Annotated in this window: 17 protein-coding genes; 9 read left to right on the plus strand and 8 right to left on the minus strand. The window is 39.9% G+C overall.

Annotated features, from left to right (window positions below; translation table 11 throughout):
* Nucleotides 1–115 precede the first annotated feature (115 nt).
* On the plus strand, nt 116–730 hold the full coding sequence (locus tag ACM0OY_RS05190) for an anti-sigma factor family protein (protein WP_414567822.1): 615 nt from the start codon (nt 116–118) through the stop codon (nt 728–730).
* A gap of 24 nt (nt 731–754) precedes the next feature.
* Here the strand turns inward: ACM0OY_RS05190 and ACM0OY_RS05195 are convergent, their stop codons facing one another.
* Nucleotides 755–1,195, minus strand: a complete 441-nt coding sequence (locus ACM0OY_RS05195) for a gamma-glutamylcyclotransferase (protein WP_414567823.1) — start codon at nt 1,193–1,195, stop codon at nt 755–757.
* A gap of 85 nt (nt 1,196–1,280) precedes the next feature.
* Between ACM0OY_RS05195 and leuS the strand changes: the two genes are divergently transcribed.
* Nucleotides 1,281–3,902: a leucine--tRNA ligase gene (gene leuS / locus ACM0OY_RS05200; protein ID WP_414567894.1), complete on the plus strand. Its 2,622-nt coding sequence runs from the start codon at nt 1,281–1,283 to the stop codon at nt 3,900–3,902.
* A gap of 167 nt (nt 3,903–4,069) precedes the next feature.
* Here leuS and ACM0OY_RS05205 read toward each other — a convergent pair whose 3' ends face one another.
* Both ACM0OY_RS05205 and ACM0OY_RS05210 read right to left on the minus strand, forming a co-directional pair.
* Nucleotides 4,070–4,816, minus strand: a complete 747-nt coding sequence (locus tag ACM0OY_RS05205) for a DUF561 domain-containing protein (RefSeq protein ID WP_414567824.1) — start codon at nt 4,814–4,816, stop codon at nt 4,070–4,072.
* A gap of 197 nt (nt 4,817–5,013) precedes the next feature.
* Nucleotides 5,014–6,573 carry a hypothetical protein gene (locus ACM0OY_RS05210; RefSeq protein WP_414567825.1) on the minus strand — a complete coding sequence of 520 codons (1,560 nt, stop codon included), beginning with the start codon at nt 6,571–6,573 and terminating at the stop codon, nt 5,014–5,016.
* 1 nt (nt 6,574) lies between these two features.
* On the opposite strand from ACM0OY_RS05210, the gene ACM0OY_RS05215 reads away from it, so the two are divergent.
* Nucleotides 6,575–6,964, plus strand: coding sequence for a dual specificity protein phosphatase family protein (locus ACM0OY_RS05215; protein WP_414567826.1), 390 nt, complete (start codon nt 6,575–6,577; stop codon nt 6,962–6,964).
* A 97-nt stretch (nt 6,965–7,061) separates the two neighbouring features.
* Here the strand turns inward: ACM0OY_RS05215 and ACM0OY_RS05220 are convergent, their stop codons facing one another.
* The 3 genes from ACM0OY_RS05220 to ACM0OY_RS05230 all read right to left on the minus strand — a co-directional run bounded on the left by ACM0OY_RS05220 (nt 7,062) and on the right by ACM0OY_RS05230 (nt 11,009).
* On the minus strand, nt 7,062–8,555 hold the full coding sequence (locus ACM0OY_RS05220; RefSeq protein ID WP_414567827.1) for a WD40 repeat domain-containing protein: 1,494 nt from the start codon (nt 8,553–8,555) through the stop codon (nt 7,062–7,064).
* Complete coding sequence (locus tag ACM0OY_RS05225; protein WP_414567828.1) at nt 8,552–9,799, minus strand: hypothetical protein; 1,248 nt, start codon at nt 9,797–9,799, stop codon at nt 8,552–8,554. The genes ACM0OY_RS05220 and ACM0OY_RS05225 overlap by 4 nt, the downstream gene beginning before the upstream one ends.
* A 67-nt stretch (nt 9,800–9,866) precedes the next feature.
* Nucleotides 9,867–11,009 carry a hypothetical protein gene (locus ACM0OY_RS05230; protein ID WP_414567829.1) on the minus strand — a complete coding sequence of 381 codons (1,143 nt, stop codon included), beginning with the start codon at nt 11,007–11,009 and terminating at the stop codon, nt 9,867–9,869.
* Nucleotides 11,010–11,434: 425 nt separating this feature from the next.
* On the opposite strand from ACM0OY_RS05230, the gene ACM0OY_RS05235 reads away from it, so the two are divergent.
* The 5 genes from ACM0OY_RS05235 (at nt 11,435) to ACM0OY_RS05255 (ending at nt 14,836) form a co-directional block, all read left to right on the plus strand.
* Nucleotides 11,435–11,587, plus strand: a complete 153-nt coding sequence (locus ACM0OY_RS05235; RefSeq protein ID WP_414567896.1) for a DUF4058 family protein — start codon at nt 11,435–11,437, stop codon at nt 11,585–11,587.
* 244 nt (nt 11,588–11,831) lie between these two features.
* Nucleotides 11,832–12,527 carry an SAM-dependent methyltransferase gene (locus tag ACM0OY_RS05240; RefSeq protein ID WP_414567830.1) on the plus strand — a complete coding sequence of 232 codons (696 nt, stop codon included), beginning with the start codon at nt 11,832–11,834 and terminating at the stop codon, nt 12,525–12,527.
* 70 nt (nt 12,528–12,597) lie between these two features.
* On the plus strand, nt 12,598–13,518 hold the full coding sequence (locus ACM0OY_RS05245; RefSeq protein WP_414567898.1) for a histone deacetylase family protein: 921 nt from the start codon (nt 12,598–12,600) through the stop codon (nt 13,516–13,518).
* Nucleotides 13,519–14,074: 556 nt separating this feature from the next.
* Entirely contained in the window at nt 14,075–14,212 is a 138-nt protein-coding gene (locus ACM0OY_RS05250) for a hypothetical protein (protein ID WP_180267350.1), read from the plus strand.
* 177 nt (nt 14,213–14,389) lie between these two features.
* A complete protein-coding gene (locus ACM0OY_RS05255) occupies nt 14,390–14,836 on the plus strand; it encodes a tellurite resistance TerB family protein (protein WP_414567831.1) in 447 nt (148 codons plus the stop codon).
* Between the two features lie 168 nt (nt 14,837–15,004).
* Here the strand turns inward: ACM0OY_RS05255 and ACM0OY_RS05260 are convergent, their stop codons facing one another.
* Nucleotides 15,005–15,424, minus strand: coding sequence for a hypothetical protein (locus ACM0OY_RS05260; RefSeq protein WP_414567832.1), 420 nt, complete (start codon nt 15,422–15,424; stop codon nt 15,005–15,007).
* 56 nt (nt 15,425–15,480) lie between these two features.
* On the minus strand, nt 15,481–16,029 hold the full coding sequence (gene cobU, locus ACM0OY_RS05265; protein WP_414567833.1) for a bifunctional adenosylcobinamide kinase/adenosylcobinamide-phosphate guanylyltransferase: 549 nt from the start codon (nt 16,027–16,029) through the stop codon (nt 15,481–15,483).
* 494 nt (nt 16,030–16,523) lie between these two features.
* Here cobU and ACM0OY_RS05270 point away from each other — a divergent pair, with 494 nt between their 5' ends.
* Entirely contained in the window at nt 16,524–17,330 is an 807-nt protein-coding gene (locus ACM0OY_RS05270) for a hypothetical protein (RefSeq protein WP_414567834.1), read from the plus strand.
* Nucleotides 17,331–17,361: the final 31 nt, after the last annotated feature.

The raw sequence follows: 17,361 nt of genomic DNA on the forward strand, positions 1-17,361 counted from the left end.
TGATTAAGAATTACCAGAAAGACGTAGATTGCTTCTGCCGTTAGGAGGAAAATTGAGTAATTTTTCCAAATTTTCGGTTAACTTTACCCGTGTATGAATTGGTAATAATGTTAAGATGACTACTGATTCTCAGTTTGATGATCGTTCCCACTTTCAACTTCCTGAAGATTTGTCAGATGGAATGGTTGAGTATACCAATGAATCAACGGGTTTTATGGATATGGTGAAGCGCGATCGCTTCGAGTTATTAAGTGCTTATCTCGATGGTGAAGTCACAGCCGCCGAACGCAGGCAAGTGGAAGAATGGTTGGCCAACGATGCCTCAGTTCAATGCTTGTATGCCCGACTTTTAAAGCTGAGGCAAGGTTTACGGACTCTCCCAGTGCCAACAGCCCAACAGTCGCCAGAAGTAACAGTTGAGCAAGTATTAACACGTTTGCGCCGACGTTCTCGCTTCAACTGGATGGTTGGAAGCGCAGCGGCCGCAGCTTGTGTAATTGGCGCAGTATCTGGTTTAATTCCTGGTGGTTCGAGAACACCACAACTGGCACAACGACCACAAATACAGCCAGTACAAACTTCGTCGGCATCTGTAGTACCTCCTTCCTCGCTAATGGTGGGATTAAATAACCCGGTAATTGAAATTCCGAAAGCAGCAGTAGCGTCTCCAGAAAATTCAATTTATCAAGTATCGCCACAACGTCGCGACTCCAGAGACGACATAAATTAATCGCAAAGTTGACAGATAATAACTTTAGCTTGCAGTTATGCCGGAGCCACTCCACCAACCCTCAGGTTGGAGGACGCCTCCTAACTGGTCAACTTGCTCTAAACTCATTAAGTAAACCCAAGCCCAACCCAGAGAAACCCACTCTCCCTGATAAACCTCGATAGTTTTTCGGCTATAAAGGTTTTCTGACACTTGTCTAGCGGGGTGGTAATCTTCCAACACATCTAGCCGATTTAAAATCGCTGGGTTAGCAAAAGAAAGTAAATATCCGTAGACTTGGCCATCTCCTAGCGTCATTGCTGGGTAGCCCATTGGCAAAGCAAACAATTTGCCTTGTATAAAAGCTCTTTTGACATCTACGACTTTGCCAGCACAAAATCTTTTATAGTTAGCTTCACCTGGTTTGAGTGTGCCGTAAACAAAAACCTGCACCAAATCAGAAAATTTTATATTTGATTCAAACATCGCCTATTTTAACCATCTGATTTCTTTGCCTACCATCTACAATATGGAGGCAGATACGATAACAGATATAGTAGGAGAATTTTTGGTGGATTCCCGATATAACCCCGCAGCACTTGAGGAAAAATGGCAAAAAACATGGGCAGAACTTGGCTTAGATGGAACACCGACAGGTAGCAACAAGCCAAAATTCTACGCTTTGTCCATGTTCCCTTATCCATCGGGCAGCTTACATATGGGTCACGTCCGTAATTATACCATTACTGACGTGATTGCCCGCCTCAAGCGAATGCAAGGGTATCGGGTAATACACCCAATGGGTTGGGATGCCTTTGGCTTGCCCGCAGAAAACGCTGCTATTGACCGTGGTGTACCGCCAGCAAACTGGACTTATCAGAATATTGCCCAGATGCGGCAACAATTACAGCGTCTCGGTTTATCCATAGACTGGGAATGCGAACTCGCTACCTGTTCACCAGATTATTACAAGTGGACGCAATGGATTTTCTTGCAATTTTTACAAGCGGGTTTAGCTTACCAAAAAGAAGCGGCGGTAAACTGGGACCCCATTGACCAAACTGTACTGGCAAATGAACAAGTCGATAGCGAAGGACGTTCTTGGCGCAGTGGGGCAATAGTTGAGCGTAAATTGTTGCGACAGTGGTTTTTTAAAATTACTGACTATGCCGAAGAATTACTTAATGACTTGGAGAAGTTGACTGGTTGGCCGGAACGCGTCAAATTAATGCAGGCAAACTGGATTGGCAAATCCACAGGTGCTTACTTGGAATTTCCGATTATTGGCATAGATGAAAAAATTGCTGTGTACACCACACGCCCAGATACCGTTTTTGGCGTGAGTTACGTGGTATTAGCACCAGAACATCCTTTAACAAAGCGTGTCACCACAAAAGAACACCAAGCAGTAGTAGAAGCTTTTATTAAAGAGATTTCTAATCAAAGCGAACTGGAACGTACTGCTGAAGACAAACCTAAGCGGGGTGTCCCCACAGGTGGTAAAGCAATTAATCCGTTTACAGGGGAAGAAGTGCCCATTTGGATTGCTGACTACGTACTGTATGAGTACGGTACAGGGGCAGTCATGGGTGTACCGGCACACGATGTCCGGGATTTTAAGTTTGCCCGGACTTATGATTTGCCCATTGATTTTGTCATCGCTTCCCCAGATGATGTTGCAGGTTTTGACTTAACTCCAACATCAGAGACGGATGAAGTCACACAACTCGTGCAAATTGAATACAACCAGGCATACACTGAACCAGGAATTTTAATTAATTCCGGTGCTTTTACTGGCATGGCTTCCACAGATGCTAAACAGGCGATCGTTGAGTATGCCGAACAACAAGGTTTTGGTAAAATGCGGGTGCAATATCGGTTGCGGGATTGGTTGATTTCCCGACAGCGGTACTGGGGCGCACCGATACCCGTAATTCACTGTCCTAATTGTGGGATAGTACCAGTGCCTGACAAAGATTTGCCAGTACAGTTACCGGAAGAAGTTGAATTTACTGGACGTGGTGGTTCACCTTTGACTCAATTGGAAAGCTGGGTAAATGTGCCTTGTCCGACTTGTGGCACTCCGGCGAAGCGGGAAACTGACACGATGGATACTTTTATTGATTCCTCGTGGTATTTTTTACGGTTTCCAGATGCTAAGAATGAACAACAGGTTTTTGATTCCAGTAAAATCAATGACTGGATGCCAGTAGATCAGTACGTAGGTGGTATCGAACACGCAATTTTACATTTGTTATATTCGCGGTTCTTTACCAAAGTCCTGCGGGACAGAGGTTTATTGAATTTTGACGAACCCTTCCAACGTTTATTAACTCAAGGTATGGTGCAGGGTTTAACTTACTTGAATCCGAAAAAGGGCGGTAAAGATAAGTGGATTGCTTCTAATTTGGTAAATACTGCTGACCCCCGCGACCCCCAGACGGGCGAACCGTTACAACGTCTCTACGCCACCATGTCTAAATCCAAGGGTAACGGTGTAGCACCAGAAGATGTAATTTCCAAGTACGGTGTAGACACAGCGCGGATGTTTATCTTATTCAAAGCGCCCCCAGAAAAAGATTTGGAATGGGATGAAGCCGATGTAGAAGGACAATTCCGCTTTTTAAATCGGGTTTGGCGTTTGGTGACAGATTATGTTGCTGCTGGGGTATCCCATAAAAAACCCCAACTTTCTGATTTAAGTAAGCCAGAAAAGGAATTACGGCGGGCAATTCACACCGCTATTCAAGCGGTGACGGAAGATGTGGAAGACGAATATCAATTCAACACCGCTGTTTCAGAATTGATGAAGTTGAGTAATGCCCTAACTGATGCCAACTGCAAAAATTCACCAATTTATGCAGAAGGTATTCGGACTTTGGTGGTATTGCTAGCCCCCTTTGCACCACACATTGCCGATGAATTATGGCAGTTGTTGGGTGAAAGTGATTCAGTTCACACACAAACCTGGCCATCATTTGACCCGGCTGCTTTAGTCGCTGATGAAATTACTTTAGTGATTCAAGTTATGGGCAAAACTCGTGGCGCGATTCAAGTGCCAGCACAAGCTGATAAAGCAGCGTTGGAGAAATATGCCCGTGAATCCGAAGTTGCCCAGCGTTACATCGAAGGCAAAGAAATTAAAAAGGTAATTGTAGTGCCTGGGAAGTTGGTAAATTTTGTAGTCAGCTAAAGGCATGGGGAGCGGGAGACAAGGGGCATGGGGCATTGGGAGCAGGGAGCAGGGGAGGTAGGGGAAAAGGTTAAAGGGAAAAGGGAAAAGGAATAAATTTAATCTTTCCCCCTTACCCCTTTCCCTTTCCCCATGCCCTGTTTGCCCAATGCCCCATGCCCGACTCTTTACTTCTCGCTCAATACTCTTGCAGTTGCCAACGCTTCCACTAAGCCACGCACAGCGGCAATCATCGCTACTTCGCTATTGAGTTGGTTGATCGCGGAACCAACACCAACACCAGCGGCACCAGCGGCGATCGCTAATGGTGCGGTAACGCTAGAAATACCTGAAGCACACAGTACTGGTACTGTCACGGCACGAGAAATCTCATAAGCTGCTGCCAAGGTGGGGGCGGCTTTTTCAATTAATCCTAAAGTTCCAGGGTGAACTGGATTACTGCTAGTACCACCTTCTGTTTGGATAATATCTGCTCCAGCTTTCACCAGTTCCTCTGCTAGTTGTACTTGTCGATCTAGTTCCAGGATGTGGGGAACGGTGACAGACAAGGTAATTTCTGGCAGTAAAGCGCGGGTTTGCTTAGTCAAGGCTAGTACTTCCAGAGCCTCGAAACGGCGTCCTTGAGCATAGAAAGAATCGAAATTCCCGATTTCAATTAAATCAGCACCAGCAGCCACAGCTTGAAGAAATTTCTCTGGCTCTACTGCTGATGCACAAATTGCTAAATTTGTCAAGCTCTTAGCTAACTGGACTAAGCTGGAATCGGCAGCGATATCGACAAAAGTAGCACCACCAAATTCAGCAGCCTTGACAGTAGCAGCAACGCTAGCGGTGTCGAAGTTATTTAAGCCGCTGATTACTTTGAGAACGCGGCGGTTAGCAAATGCACGTTGGAGTGTGGAATGCATCGTCATGGTTTGGCTTTGAAGCTACGAAAATTAGGTATATTCTACCGTTCCTTAGTTGATAAAGAGCCTAAATTACTATGACAATTGCCAAATTTTGATAGTTTGATAGCAAACTGGATTGTAAGCAATAGTTTAACCTGTCGCTGAATATACTGTAATAATACGTGTTTTTTCTACGTTTTATATACGAGCAAATACCAGTCCTATATATCTAAAAAATTTATTTTTTTAGATATATCAGAGGGTACAAGGGTAAATGATGGAATATTTTTTTGAATTACTAGATAAACATCATCATATTCATTGCTTTCTTTAAAGAACCTTACTACTTCATTTTTCTTCCAGCCTTGAATATAAAATATAAAATTATTGGTTTCATTTTTTACTTCGAGTAAGTCTATAGTTTTTATCGGATTAGTTTTTAAGATTTTACTTAATTTTTGACGTTGAAGTTGAGTATCTGTAAATAACGATGTTTTTAGAGGTTTAACCTGAACTTTACTAGATAGAAGTTGCATTTCTAGCACTACGGGAACTGAATCACCAATCACAAAAATTCGTTGCTCTCTAGACGGTAAATTTTGGAGGTTTTCGGCAAGTCTTTTGTTGTCTTCGGTTTGAGTTTGCCAATAGGGATAAGGAGGTGAATAAGAAACTCTATAACTCACACAAATTATGCTAATTAAAACTAAACCCAAGCTAATCCCTATGATTTTTTTACTTCTGCAAAAAGGGAGTATTTTTTTAAAGGCAGTGTGCAGCCATACTGCATTACCAATTGCTAAAACTGGAGAAACATAGATGAAATGACGCGCTGGATAATAGTTTGGTAACCAGAAAATATAATTGAGAATTAGTGTAGGGAAGATGAATAAGAGAGTTGAATAGTCACGTTTTAGCCACAAATAAACAAAAGTGATCAAGTAAAGTAAAATATATAATGGATTACAAGCTTCAATAAAGGCTTTAGTTCCGGCTTTGAAATTTTCAACTATTATATCAGGACCATGATAGAAAATTAAATCTTCCAATATGCCATCACTCTCTATACTAATTTCTGGAAGTTGTGATTTGACCACAAAAAATATTATTATGGCGAAAAGAACATACAAAATAGAATAAGAAACAACTTTTGTTAAAGAATAGCGTTCTAGAAAAAAGCAGCCTGGAATAAGTAAAAACATCAATACTGCATCCAGCCTAAACATTAAGGATAAAGAAAAGGCAGAAATTATCAATATATCTAATAAGGTTAATTTCAGTAACCCAGCATTTGAAGATTTTACTTTTGAACGATATGCAATTAACGCTAAACCTATGAACATGAATAATACAGCTTGGATCATTGGATGCCCATACAGGCTGGTACTCCACCAAACTGGAATAAATATTAGTAGTAAATTAGCTAATACCGCAGTGGTTACTCCCCAATATCTTTTAACAAAATAAAAAATAGGAATAACCATTAAAATTGAGCTAAAAGAACTTATATAGTTAGTAATTGGGATAATTAGAGTAAAGTTTTTTTGAAAAAGCGGTCTAAAAATATCTATTAGCGCATAGTAGGCAAAAGAGATGTTGCGACCATAAAGCAATGGGCTACCTAATGGTTTTTCAGATGTAACTGAGTCAATTATTCCCGTTATCATTCTGAAACCATCCCTTTCGCCTGGTGTATCTCTGTAAGTGAAAGGTAGATAGGAGATACTGGCTAAAATTAACAGCACAAGTACTGTCAGGATAAGGTTCCGTCGGATTTGCATAATGGTAATCTCAGTTTCCTATTGTCAATCTAGTTTAGTTAAGAATAATTGTCGCTTGAGTTGGGCACCGATCGCAGATTTTAATTTAGCTGATTTAGAAACCCTTACACAAAAAATAATTCCTTTTTTAATAGAAGCAGATAAACAAAATCAAAAAGTTGTTGTACACTGCTCTGGTGGAATTGGACGTACTGGACATGTCTTAGCAGCATGGCTAGTTAGCGTTCGGAGATTATCAAATGAAGCTGCAATCAAGGCTGTGAAAAAAACAAGCAGAAATCCTTATGAGGCGGCGATCGCTGCTGTATTTAAAGGTAAAAATCCTTTGAAAGTTTTAGAAGACCTTGACATGCTTTTGAATAATTGCCGTTTAGGAGTGCGCGGTGAGTAGCAAAGGACATCACCTACCAAAAATATTTAGTATTTTGGGTGAGGTATCATACCGCGCAAACTGCTTAGGAGCTAATATCTGAAACTACTTTTTCAAGCTAACATCGCCAAATTTGGATAATTCCATCTTCGCTACTGCTTACAAGTGTTTTACCATCTGAGCTAAATGCAACGCAAGTGACTGGATCACAAAAGCCGTCATCACTTTGGTTTGAGAGAGTAAGCAGTTCCTTCCCAGATTGGACATCCCAAAGCTTAACACTTCCATCCCGACTTCCACTAGCGAGAGTTTGACCATCTGGGCTGAATGCAACTGAATTAATCGGATCGTTATGTCCAGCTAAGAAATGAATCACTTTCTTTCTACTCACATCCCAAAGCTGTAGATGATTTCCGTCTGTCCAATCTCCATCTCCACCAACAGCTAAAATAGAACCATCACAGTTAAAATCAATCGATTTTATTGAAGACAACTCTTTGGATTGTATGATATCTAATCGATTCTTACTTCTTATATCCCAAAACTCAACATATCCTTTACTATCTCCACTGGCGAGTGTAGAACCTTCAGGGCTAAATGAGACAGTATAAACAGGGTTTTGATGTTGCAAAGAAGCATATTGCTCTTTTGTAGTGAGCTTCCAAAGTTTGACAGTTGAATCTTGACTAGCACTTGCTAAAAGCCTACCATCCCTACTAAATGCAACTGCATGAATTCTTCCAAATGGACTTAATCTATGTCCTGTGACAATATTTTCCTCTTGCTGTGTTTTTACATTGTATAACAAAAGGTTGTTACGATCGGAACCTTGGATAATAGAGAAAGCAATTAATGTTCCATCTGAGTTAAAAGCAACTGCCTTATCACTGTCAAATTTAAGTGTTTTATCAAAGTTCATCACACCCTTCAGCTTTTTATTGATTGAAGCAAGGTGTTGATATTCATTCAAGCTCCATATAGCAACAAACGGGTTATAACTTCTAATAGCAATTTTTTGGTCTGTAGGACTAATGGCAATTGAACTAACTCTAAATTCAACAAATAGTTTTCTCTCAACTTGCCACGATCTGTTATCAGATGTTTTCAATTGATGACTTAACTTTAATGATTGTATCTCTTCAATGCGTAGTGGAGTTGAAGTTTCATTATTTTCTAAATAGAAAGATGAAGAAACTGCTACTGGAGGAGCATCAATACAATCCCAGAAATTTTGATAATTGCCTTTTACTTGCTTATGAACTTCTTCTATATGCTTATTATTAATAGAAATTTTATCTCTATTTTTAATAACAATACCTTCTATTAAATAAATTTCTCTGCCAAAAGAGTCTTTAAGTGGTTCATTTCCTCCTTCAGAATTAATGTCTTTCTGCAATGCTTTAACTACACGAAAAATAATGGTGAAATCCCCAACTTTAGAGCCTTCAACTTTTCGATACATAGCATAACCTGGCTCAGTTAAATCACCATCTGCCGCCCTTGCTAGTAGATTAGGAATACCAGCATCACAAATAAAATCAGGAGCAACAATAGTTCTATAATCAAGATAGCGGTTGCGGCCTACTAAAAAAGGCCAAACTTGAATACTCATAATCCGGAACCCCCTAGATCAGATGCTGGAAAATTGGTAATAAGCTTATTCTGGATAAAAAGAAAACTGTTAATTGCATGGTCAAGAGCAGTTTCTTCATCTTTGACCACTTTTAAAGATTGCTCTTGTTGTTGGCGTAATTTTTCAGTTTCTTGAGCAGCTTGTTCCTGTATTCTAGCAGCTTCTTTTTGAGTTCTTTGAATTTTTCCCTCAACTGTCTCAACACCTTTTTCAGTTAAATCAATAAATCTCTGTAAAGCAAAATTATTAATTTTGTATTTCTGAGGTAGATTAGCAAGCAAAAATTGACGTATTACCGTTGCAGTCACTGAAAGAACTGTGTTTGATAATAACTGATCCACCTTACCGAAAATTCCATACTTTGGTTTCACTTCAGTCGGTCTTTGAAGAATTTTTTCTTGTTCTTCTTTCAACTTACTGACTTGAGCTTTTAACCCATCTATTAGCACACAAGCAAGGGGAACTTCTACTTGAAATGGATGTGGAATTGCACCAGAAAGCTTCTTCATTTCTCCGTCAGTTTGAAGAGTTGCAAAACTCATACCAATGGAACTGATTGGAATTAAACGAACTGGACATCCCGCGGCTGTGCGACTACGAACTACTTTCCTAAACTCAGGAACTTTTTCCAATAGGCGATTACGCACTTCAAGCAATGGATACTTATTTTCAACCAAATCCCACTTACTAATAATGAAATGAACTGGTGTTTCTTTCTTACAGTCGTCTATTAATTGCATTATGTTAGGCAAATCTGACTGCATCCATTTCATAACACCTTTATTACTAAGATTTTGATCTTCCATAAATTGGAGAACTCGCAGACCATCAAGAATCGCAAGAACCGCATCAGCTTGTTCTACTGCTTTCTGAAAATCAAAGTTAAGATCGTCTTCTTCATCCGGATCTAAATCAGTAAGTAATCCTCCTGCATAATCAAAATATGTAAACTTACAAGCTGGATGTTTTGATAAGTCTTGAGTTTTTACACAACAGGTAAACACCCATTCTGTCACCTCACCTCTCATTGTTCCTCGCGGCCAAGTTTCTCCACTGATGACTTCTGTATAGATTTTATTCAGAAAAGTTTGCTTCTTATTATCTTCAACTTCGAGAAAGAAACCATGCTCTCCCTGAATTGATAATGACTTAAACAAGCTCGCCAAAAATACTGTCTTACCAGCACCAGATGGGCCAAGAGTAATGATATTGTAGTTATTCATTGTTTCCTAAAAATTTAATAGAAAGTCTCAAGTCGAAGCACTAGTCTTCTAGATTACTAAAAAATAATCACGTCAAAATCAATTCTGAATCGGGAAAAAATCGCTCTAAATTATTTTGAATAACTGCAAAATTATCAACTGCGTGCATTAGAGCAGTTTCTTCATCTTTAACAAGCTTTAGAGAAGCATTTCGTTCTTGATTTAGTTTTTCTTCTCTCTCTATAGAAGTTTTTTCGCGCCCTTCTAAACCAAATCCAATGCCTTCACTTAATTTATATAACAAAGCTTGCTCAAACTGAAATTCTGGAGGAAGAAACCATGCTGCTACGGCAATAGATATCTGAGTGGCTTTGCCAACAATCCCTAGCACACTTGAGAAGATATTAGGCTTATTTTTAGCAGTTTTTCCAATCTCTTCTTGTTTCTCTTTAAGCTCACTAAGTCGAGCTTGCAACCCGTCTGGTAAAACACAAGCAAGAGGTACTTCAACTTGGAATGGCTGAGGAACTGCACCCGAAATTTTCTTCATGCTACCATCAGGTTGAGGAATTGCGAAACCTGAACCAATAGAGCTGACTGGAATAAGACGAACTGGAGAATTTGCCTGGTTACGAAGATGAATAAGTTTCTCAAATTGTGGAATTTTCAACAGACGTTCGCGTATTTGCGTTAACGAAAATTCGTCTTCAATTAGATCCCACTTACTAATTACAAAATGAATTGGTACTTTAGACATATGCATCCATTTCAGGATGTTTGGTAAGTCTTTATTGAGAAAAATATCAACAGCTAAATCATTATTGTCTTTCATTAAAGAATAGATTTTGTGACCATCTAGAAGGCCTAGAATAGTGCTGCTTTGTTGAACAATATTGGCAAATTCTACATCATCCTCGGAATCGGTAAGCCGTCCACCAGCATAATCAAAGTAAGTGAATTGGCAAGCAGTGTAAGTTTCAAGTGTGGGAATCTTAACACGACAGTTGAATGTCCATTCTGATACATCGCTATATTTTGTTCCCTGAGGCCAATTATCCCCAGTTATTACTTGGGTGTAAGTAGCATTCAGTCGTTTTCGCTTTGTTTGATCTTCAACTTCAAGGAAAAATGTGTAATCTCCTTGAATTGAAAGTGCTTTAAACATACTTGCTAAAAAAACTGTTTTACCAGCACCCGACGCACCTAGTGTAATAATTTTGTAGGTCTTCACAGTGAGCTTCTCCAAAAGTAGATAAAGAATTAAGCTTTATATATCCAAAAAAATTTTTATAGCACAGAACGGTGTAAATACACCAACCATACTCCTGTAATGCTACTAGTTAACTTTTGGGCAAATGAGCTAATGGAGGTCGTCTAGTGATAACACTAACTAGACTCGGCTCACGGAGAACCTCACAGTAACTAGGAGCATCTAATTTTTTAGGTACATACTGGTCTACAAATTGAAGTTGGTGCTTTTCGGATTCTTTCTCAGATATTTTTGTTTCTAAAGGCTGTTAGTTGACAAACTAATCGCACTACTGTTGTCGAGAAATAATTGTATTGTGGGTGGCAGACGGGCGATCGCTCATTGAGTTTACGAAGATAAAATAATAATTTCAGCACGCCAGAACTGAACTACTAAGGAAAAATACAATACATAATCCCTTTCCTGGCATGAACCCATATTTAGAGGAGCCTGAACTGTGGTATTTGGTACACAAGCGTCTGATTATAGCGATGTCTGACGACAAGCTGCTTCGCATCTACGCTGATAATCTAACTCCCCAAATTGCTCCCACATATTGAGTTTTGATCGAAGAACGAGTTTATACTAGCGTGGATGATGGCTTTTTGTTAGGAATCCTGATGTCGCAATTGCCAAAGGCAACTCTACTAACATCGGCACAACATTAACCAGCGTAAAACCTGCTGAACTCACCACAGTGATTCGCAACGCCTGAAACTAATGTTATCGCTTGAGCAAGAAACCTGGATAAGGAAAATTTTGGAGAAAGTAAGCTAAAAAGTTATTTCATTCGAGGCAAACTCTATGGCAATGGTTTTAGATAAAGTAGTTCCTTTTGGGAGGTCAATGGATGAATATATAAAAATGTTCAATTTAACAAACGCAGATTTAAATAAAAGAATTATTGGGGTTGGGGATGGGCCAGCAAGCTTTAATGCTGAAATGACACGTCAAGGTAAATGTGTAGTTTCTATCGATCCACTGTACCAATTTTCTGGCGATCAAATATTGCAAAGATTTAATGAAGTAGCAGATAATATTATTAATCAAGTTAAGGCTACACCGAACGATTGGGTATGGAGCTATCATAAATCTCCAGATGACTTGCGACACAATCGGGTGAGAGCCATTCAAGAATTTATATCTGATTATGATAATGGCAAAAATACGAACAGATACATATTTGGCGAATTGCCAAACTTGGCATATCATAATCAAGAATTTGACATAGCCCTTTGTTCACATTTATTGTTCTTATATTCAGACCATCTGGATTATGATTTTCACTTGAATTCAGTCGGGGAGATGCTGCGTATTGCTCAAGAAATCAGAATATTTCCTTTGATAACTTTAATGCAAAAGCCTTCGCAACATTTAGAAAAAATAATTAAATATTATACTAATAAATGTTACAAGATAGATATTGAAAAAGTTGAATATGAACTGCAACCTGGTGGAAATAAAATGTTGAAAATCACTAAAAATGTGAATAGAATTTAGAATATTCAAAGAATATTGTTAGACTAATAAAAATACAATGGCATTCAGTATTGGTACTATTTTTCGCCCTATGCTACCAGTCATCTATTCCGACGAATTTTTAGATCACAAGACTGGAAAATACCATCCGGAAAAACCAGAACGGTTGACAGCGATCGCTAATGCCTTAAAAACAGCTACGTTTGCAGATAAAATTGCATGGCGATCGCCTACACCAGCACCAGAACAGCCAGAGTTGATGTCTTTGTTAGTTAAGGCTCATAGCCCAGCCTACATCAAAAAACTCTCTTTAATTGCCTCTAGTGGCGGCGGCCCTTTGGATGGAGATACACCAGTTTCGCCGCGCAGTTATGATGTGGCATTGTTGGCGGTGAGTGCTTGGTTAGATGGAGTTGAGGCTGTATTAAAATCGGGTAATCCGGCTTTTGTACTGGCCCGTCCACCAGGACATCACGCCGAAAGTGACGCGGGTATGGGCTTTTGCCTATTTTCTAACGCCGCGATCGCCGCTTTTTTTGCCCTAGAACAACCTGGCATTAACCGTGTCGCTATCCTTGATTGGGATGTACATCACGGTAATGGTACTCAGGCGATCGTCGAAACTCATCCGCAAATTGCCTACTGTTCTCTACATCAGTATCCGTGCTATCCCGGTACTGGGAGAGCAACAGAACGCGGCTTTTATAATAATGTCTTGAATTTACCAGTACCCCCTGGTAGTGATATTACAGTCTATCAGCCATTATTTGAAAAAAAGGTAGTACCCTTTTTAACTAGCTTTGAGGCGGATTTATTGATTGTCAGTGCTGGTTATGATGCCAATGCGGCAGATCCTTTGGCAAGTATCAACTTGCAATCAGAAGATTATGGTTTGTTCACCGATTATTGTCTGGGGCTAACTCGTAAAATTCTCTTTGGTTTAGAAGGTGGCTACGATTTTGATGCACTTTCTCAATCGGTTCTAGCGACCATTGAACGTTGTTTACTTTAATCATGCCTCAAAAATCGCAACATTTCTTTACATTTTTCAGGTGCGATCGTCCGTTACTAGCTTTTATCGGTTTGGGAAAAAATAATGTCTTTTTATTTGAAACTTTTTTATGGCTTTCTTTTTTCTCAGTATAATCTTGGGATCATAGATTGATCGGCTTTTGTATATGCACTGAGATAGATGCACATGACTAGGAATGTTTTCAGTAAATTCTCTAGAATATCTTCTTATAATTTTAGAAAATAGCCTTTAAAAATAAGCTTTTTGTGGATATTTAGTTTATTAGCTATTTGTAACTGAGTTAACGAATTTCAGAACCATATTTACGTAAGTTTAATGTGCCATAATTTTTGTTGGGACTTCTGTCTCAGTAATTTCTTTTACAAACACTCTCTAAAGTTCATCAAATCTTCAGAAATAAAAAGTTTGAGTAGTGTTCTGAAACAGCTAAAGTTTTGTTAAGATGCAATTGCTAGCACTTTTTCAGCGAAATTCACCTATCACCATGTGGAGAAATAAAAAGTACTAGCGGCACAAAGTTTATGAAGGTGAAGCAATGACCACCTATATTTTTTTCGATGAAGCCCTACGAATGCTGACCAACGCTTTTTTGATATCAGCAATACTGTTAATAGCAGCTTCTGGTATAGGTTTGGCAGTAATTGAAACAATAGAAAAGACAGGAGAACGCTAAGTTCACAGATAGCAGTCTACTTATTGCCAAAAACCATTGGGTGGAAGTGTTCGCCGTGAAATAATCCTGGGAACACTAAACTATAAAAGTCTCACAGCGTTGCAGTCTCACCTGGAAGTCCAGCAAATGCACAGGTAACTGTATCGCTATTGAGACCTTAAACAAGGAGCTACTACAATGGGTCTACTTGATGCTGTGTTGGTTACAGAAAGCCAAACCCAACCAGTACTAAATTCAGCGGAAGCTTTTGCTGTTATAGTGTTGATGGCAACAGCTCCAGACGGTTACCTTTCCGTCGAGCAAGCAAATTCTATCACTCGTGTGCTATCTCGGACGAAACTTTTTAAGAGTTATCCCCATGAGATGATGAAGAGTCTGTTGGATAAAATCTTATCTATTTTCCAAGGCGATCATTTTAATACTTTATTTAATGCTGCAAAAGATAGTCTATCTCAAGACTTGCGTGAATCAGCTTTTGCAGTAGCCACCGATTTAGTCTTAGCTGAAGGTATAGTAACTGAAGAAGAAAAAAACTTTTTGAATGATTTGTATCAAGCTTTAGGCGTTTCCAGGGAAACAGCAATACAAATTATGCAAGTAATCTTGATTAAAAACCGACTATAGAGAAGTTAAAAAACCTCTGTGATTTAAACTATATAAATAGTCTATAAACAAAGTTTGGCAAATTTGATTGTGTGAAAAATGCCGTACATCCAAAAGCAAGGGGCAAGTAATCTTTCCGTATTGCTTCTATTAGAAATAACTATTCAGATTCACAAATTAGTTGTTAGTTTATGCAATATTATTCAACAACCGATCGCGGATCGTTTTGAGTTGTTCCTGAGTCTTAATTGGAGATCGTGGTGTTGGTAATTCAGTATTAGGCCAGTTAAATAAATCATTGCAGGGACACAACAAAGCCGGCATCCCAACATTTCGTGCAGCTACTGGCATTGTGCAGCGACAGCAAGGTAGCATCTCCCATGCCGATGTCAAAAGTTCGGCAATAGTTTCATGAGTACCTTCCAAATAACAGTCAGCAGATTCTGGGGATAAAATCTTCTCCCAGCATTCTTCAAACTCTTCGCTATAGCGATCGCCATCTAGTACGCGTTGGGGCAAAATGCTTGCCTTGCCGTTACCCACGATCACTTTTTTGCCCAGCTGAAACCAGTAGGCAAGATATACTTTAACTTCTTGTTTGGTAGCCATACGATGATTATAAATTTTAATGAGGATATTTCGGAGGTTAAATGTTTAATTTTGAATTAAGTCTTTGGCGCTGGCAATGGTGAACCAAGAAGACTGAGATTGAGAGCATGGCCGCCAGTGATTAGATAAACGGTATTACAGAGCGCACCTAGCTGGCGCACTAAAGAACCCAGGCGATCGCGGAACGCCCTGCCAATGGGATAAGCTGGCACTATACCCCAACCCACTTCTTCTGCTACAAACAGCATATCAGCAGCCACCAAATCCACTGTCTCTAATAACTCTGCAACGATATTTTCCCAGGTTTCGTCATCTTGTTCTAGGAGATTAGCTACCCAAGTTCCTAAAGAATCAACTAAAACACAGCTATGGGGTTTCACATCACCAAGGGTAGCAGACAGTTCTACAGGTACACATAGGGTTACCCAATCTTGGGGGCGACGTTTTTGGTGTTCTAGAATGCGTTTGTGCCATTCTTCATCGTCTGGATTATCAGTAGCTGTTGCTACGTAAATAACAGCTTTCCCCGACTGTATGGCTAGAGTTTCTGCCCACTCACTTTTCCCAGATCGGGCTGGGCCTGTTACTAAGATAACTTTACCCAAAGTAGTTTCCTGAGTATCTTCACAATAGGCTACGTTTGCAGTTTATCATCACAGCAGTGGGGATTGGGCATTGCCCAATCCCTACTTCCTAATCCCCATTATCTAAAGAATTTCACTTAAGATTCGGCATTACTAAATGCAGGAGTGCAGCCTCATTTTAGTATTGAGCCGAGATCCGGATACTGTCTTGAAAAGTGACGCTCCTCTCTTACAAAGTTCAGAGCGCCGCAAGCCTTAGCTCCGAGGCCAGAAGATTCCGACACAAGGCGATAGGATAGCACTGGCTCGAGTTTTGTCTCCGACACGCTACGCGAACGCAAAATCAAAAATTCAAAATGGATAAGATTTTTGATTTTGAATAACTTTTAAGAGATAAAATTAGCACCAGCATCATTGAAAATGATTACCCAATGCCCAATCTGCAATTCCCAGTCCCTTTTAGGTTGGGATTGAAACCCCGCCAATAACCGGACAGCAAACTATAGGATATGTTTATGAAACCAGGCTTAAAACGTATTGAAGCAACTCTACACGATTTAGGGACTCGCGCCACTGACTCTGCCGCTGAAGCAGGAGATTCAACTAAGCGGCCTTTCTCCTTTAGAATCAGCGTCACAGCTAACGAACCCACAAAAAGCACACAGACTGCATCGTCTGAGAATAATGAAGTAAAGACACAAGGACAAACAGTTAACCTTGGCGTCGATACTGAACAAAATTTATTCCGCCAGCATGATTCTGTGCAAACCTTTCAAGCAGAAGAAAATGGTAGCAAAACACCCAGCCTACCCAAGTTAAAAACTCCCAGTATCAGTAGCCATCGTCACGGAGCAAATCCGGGCTTGGCGATGAATCTACTGCAAGAAATTCAGGAAAGTGTCGCTGGTTGGCAAACAGAACTACAAAATATTTTGCAGCAAATTCAGGATATTTACTTAGAAGGCCCAATTGTTAATGGCTGGTTAGAATGCAATCTCCAGGAACCAGAACTAGGAGGGACTGCAACACTACGCCATGCAGAAATTGACCGCCTAATGAACTATGTAGAAGAAATTTGTGCTAATGGAGGGAAAGTATCCTATCAATCGTCTGCTACTAGCTATCGCCTCTGCGGTGTGGACGATTCTGGTAAAGTTTGGTCGCGCCCATGTCCAGCGGATCAGGTTCCCACCGTTAGTATAGCGATCGCTCGTTACCAAAAGTTACGTCAGTTGTTGGGACGTAAGCAAACTTTGGAAACCCGTTTAGCTCAACTTGCTCAAAGCCTTGTAGTTTTACATAGTCATATTCAACAAACGTGAAGTTTTGAAGATTTTTTCCGAAAAAACTCGG

This window comes from Nostoc sp. CCY 9925 (assembly GCF_963920935.1).
Classification (GTDB): Bacteria; Cyanobacteriota; Cyanobacteriia; order Cyanobacteriales; family Nostocaceae; genus Nostoc.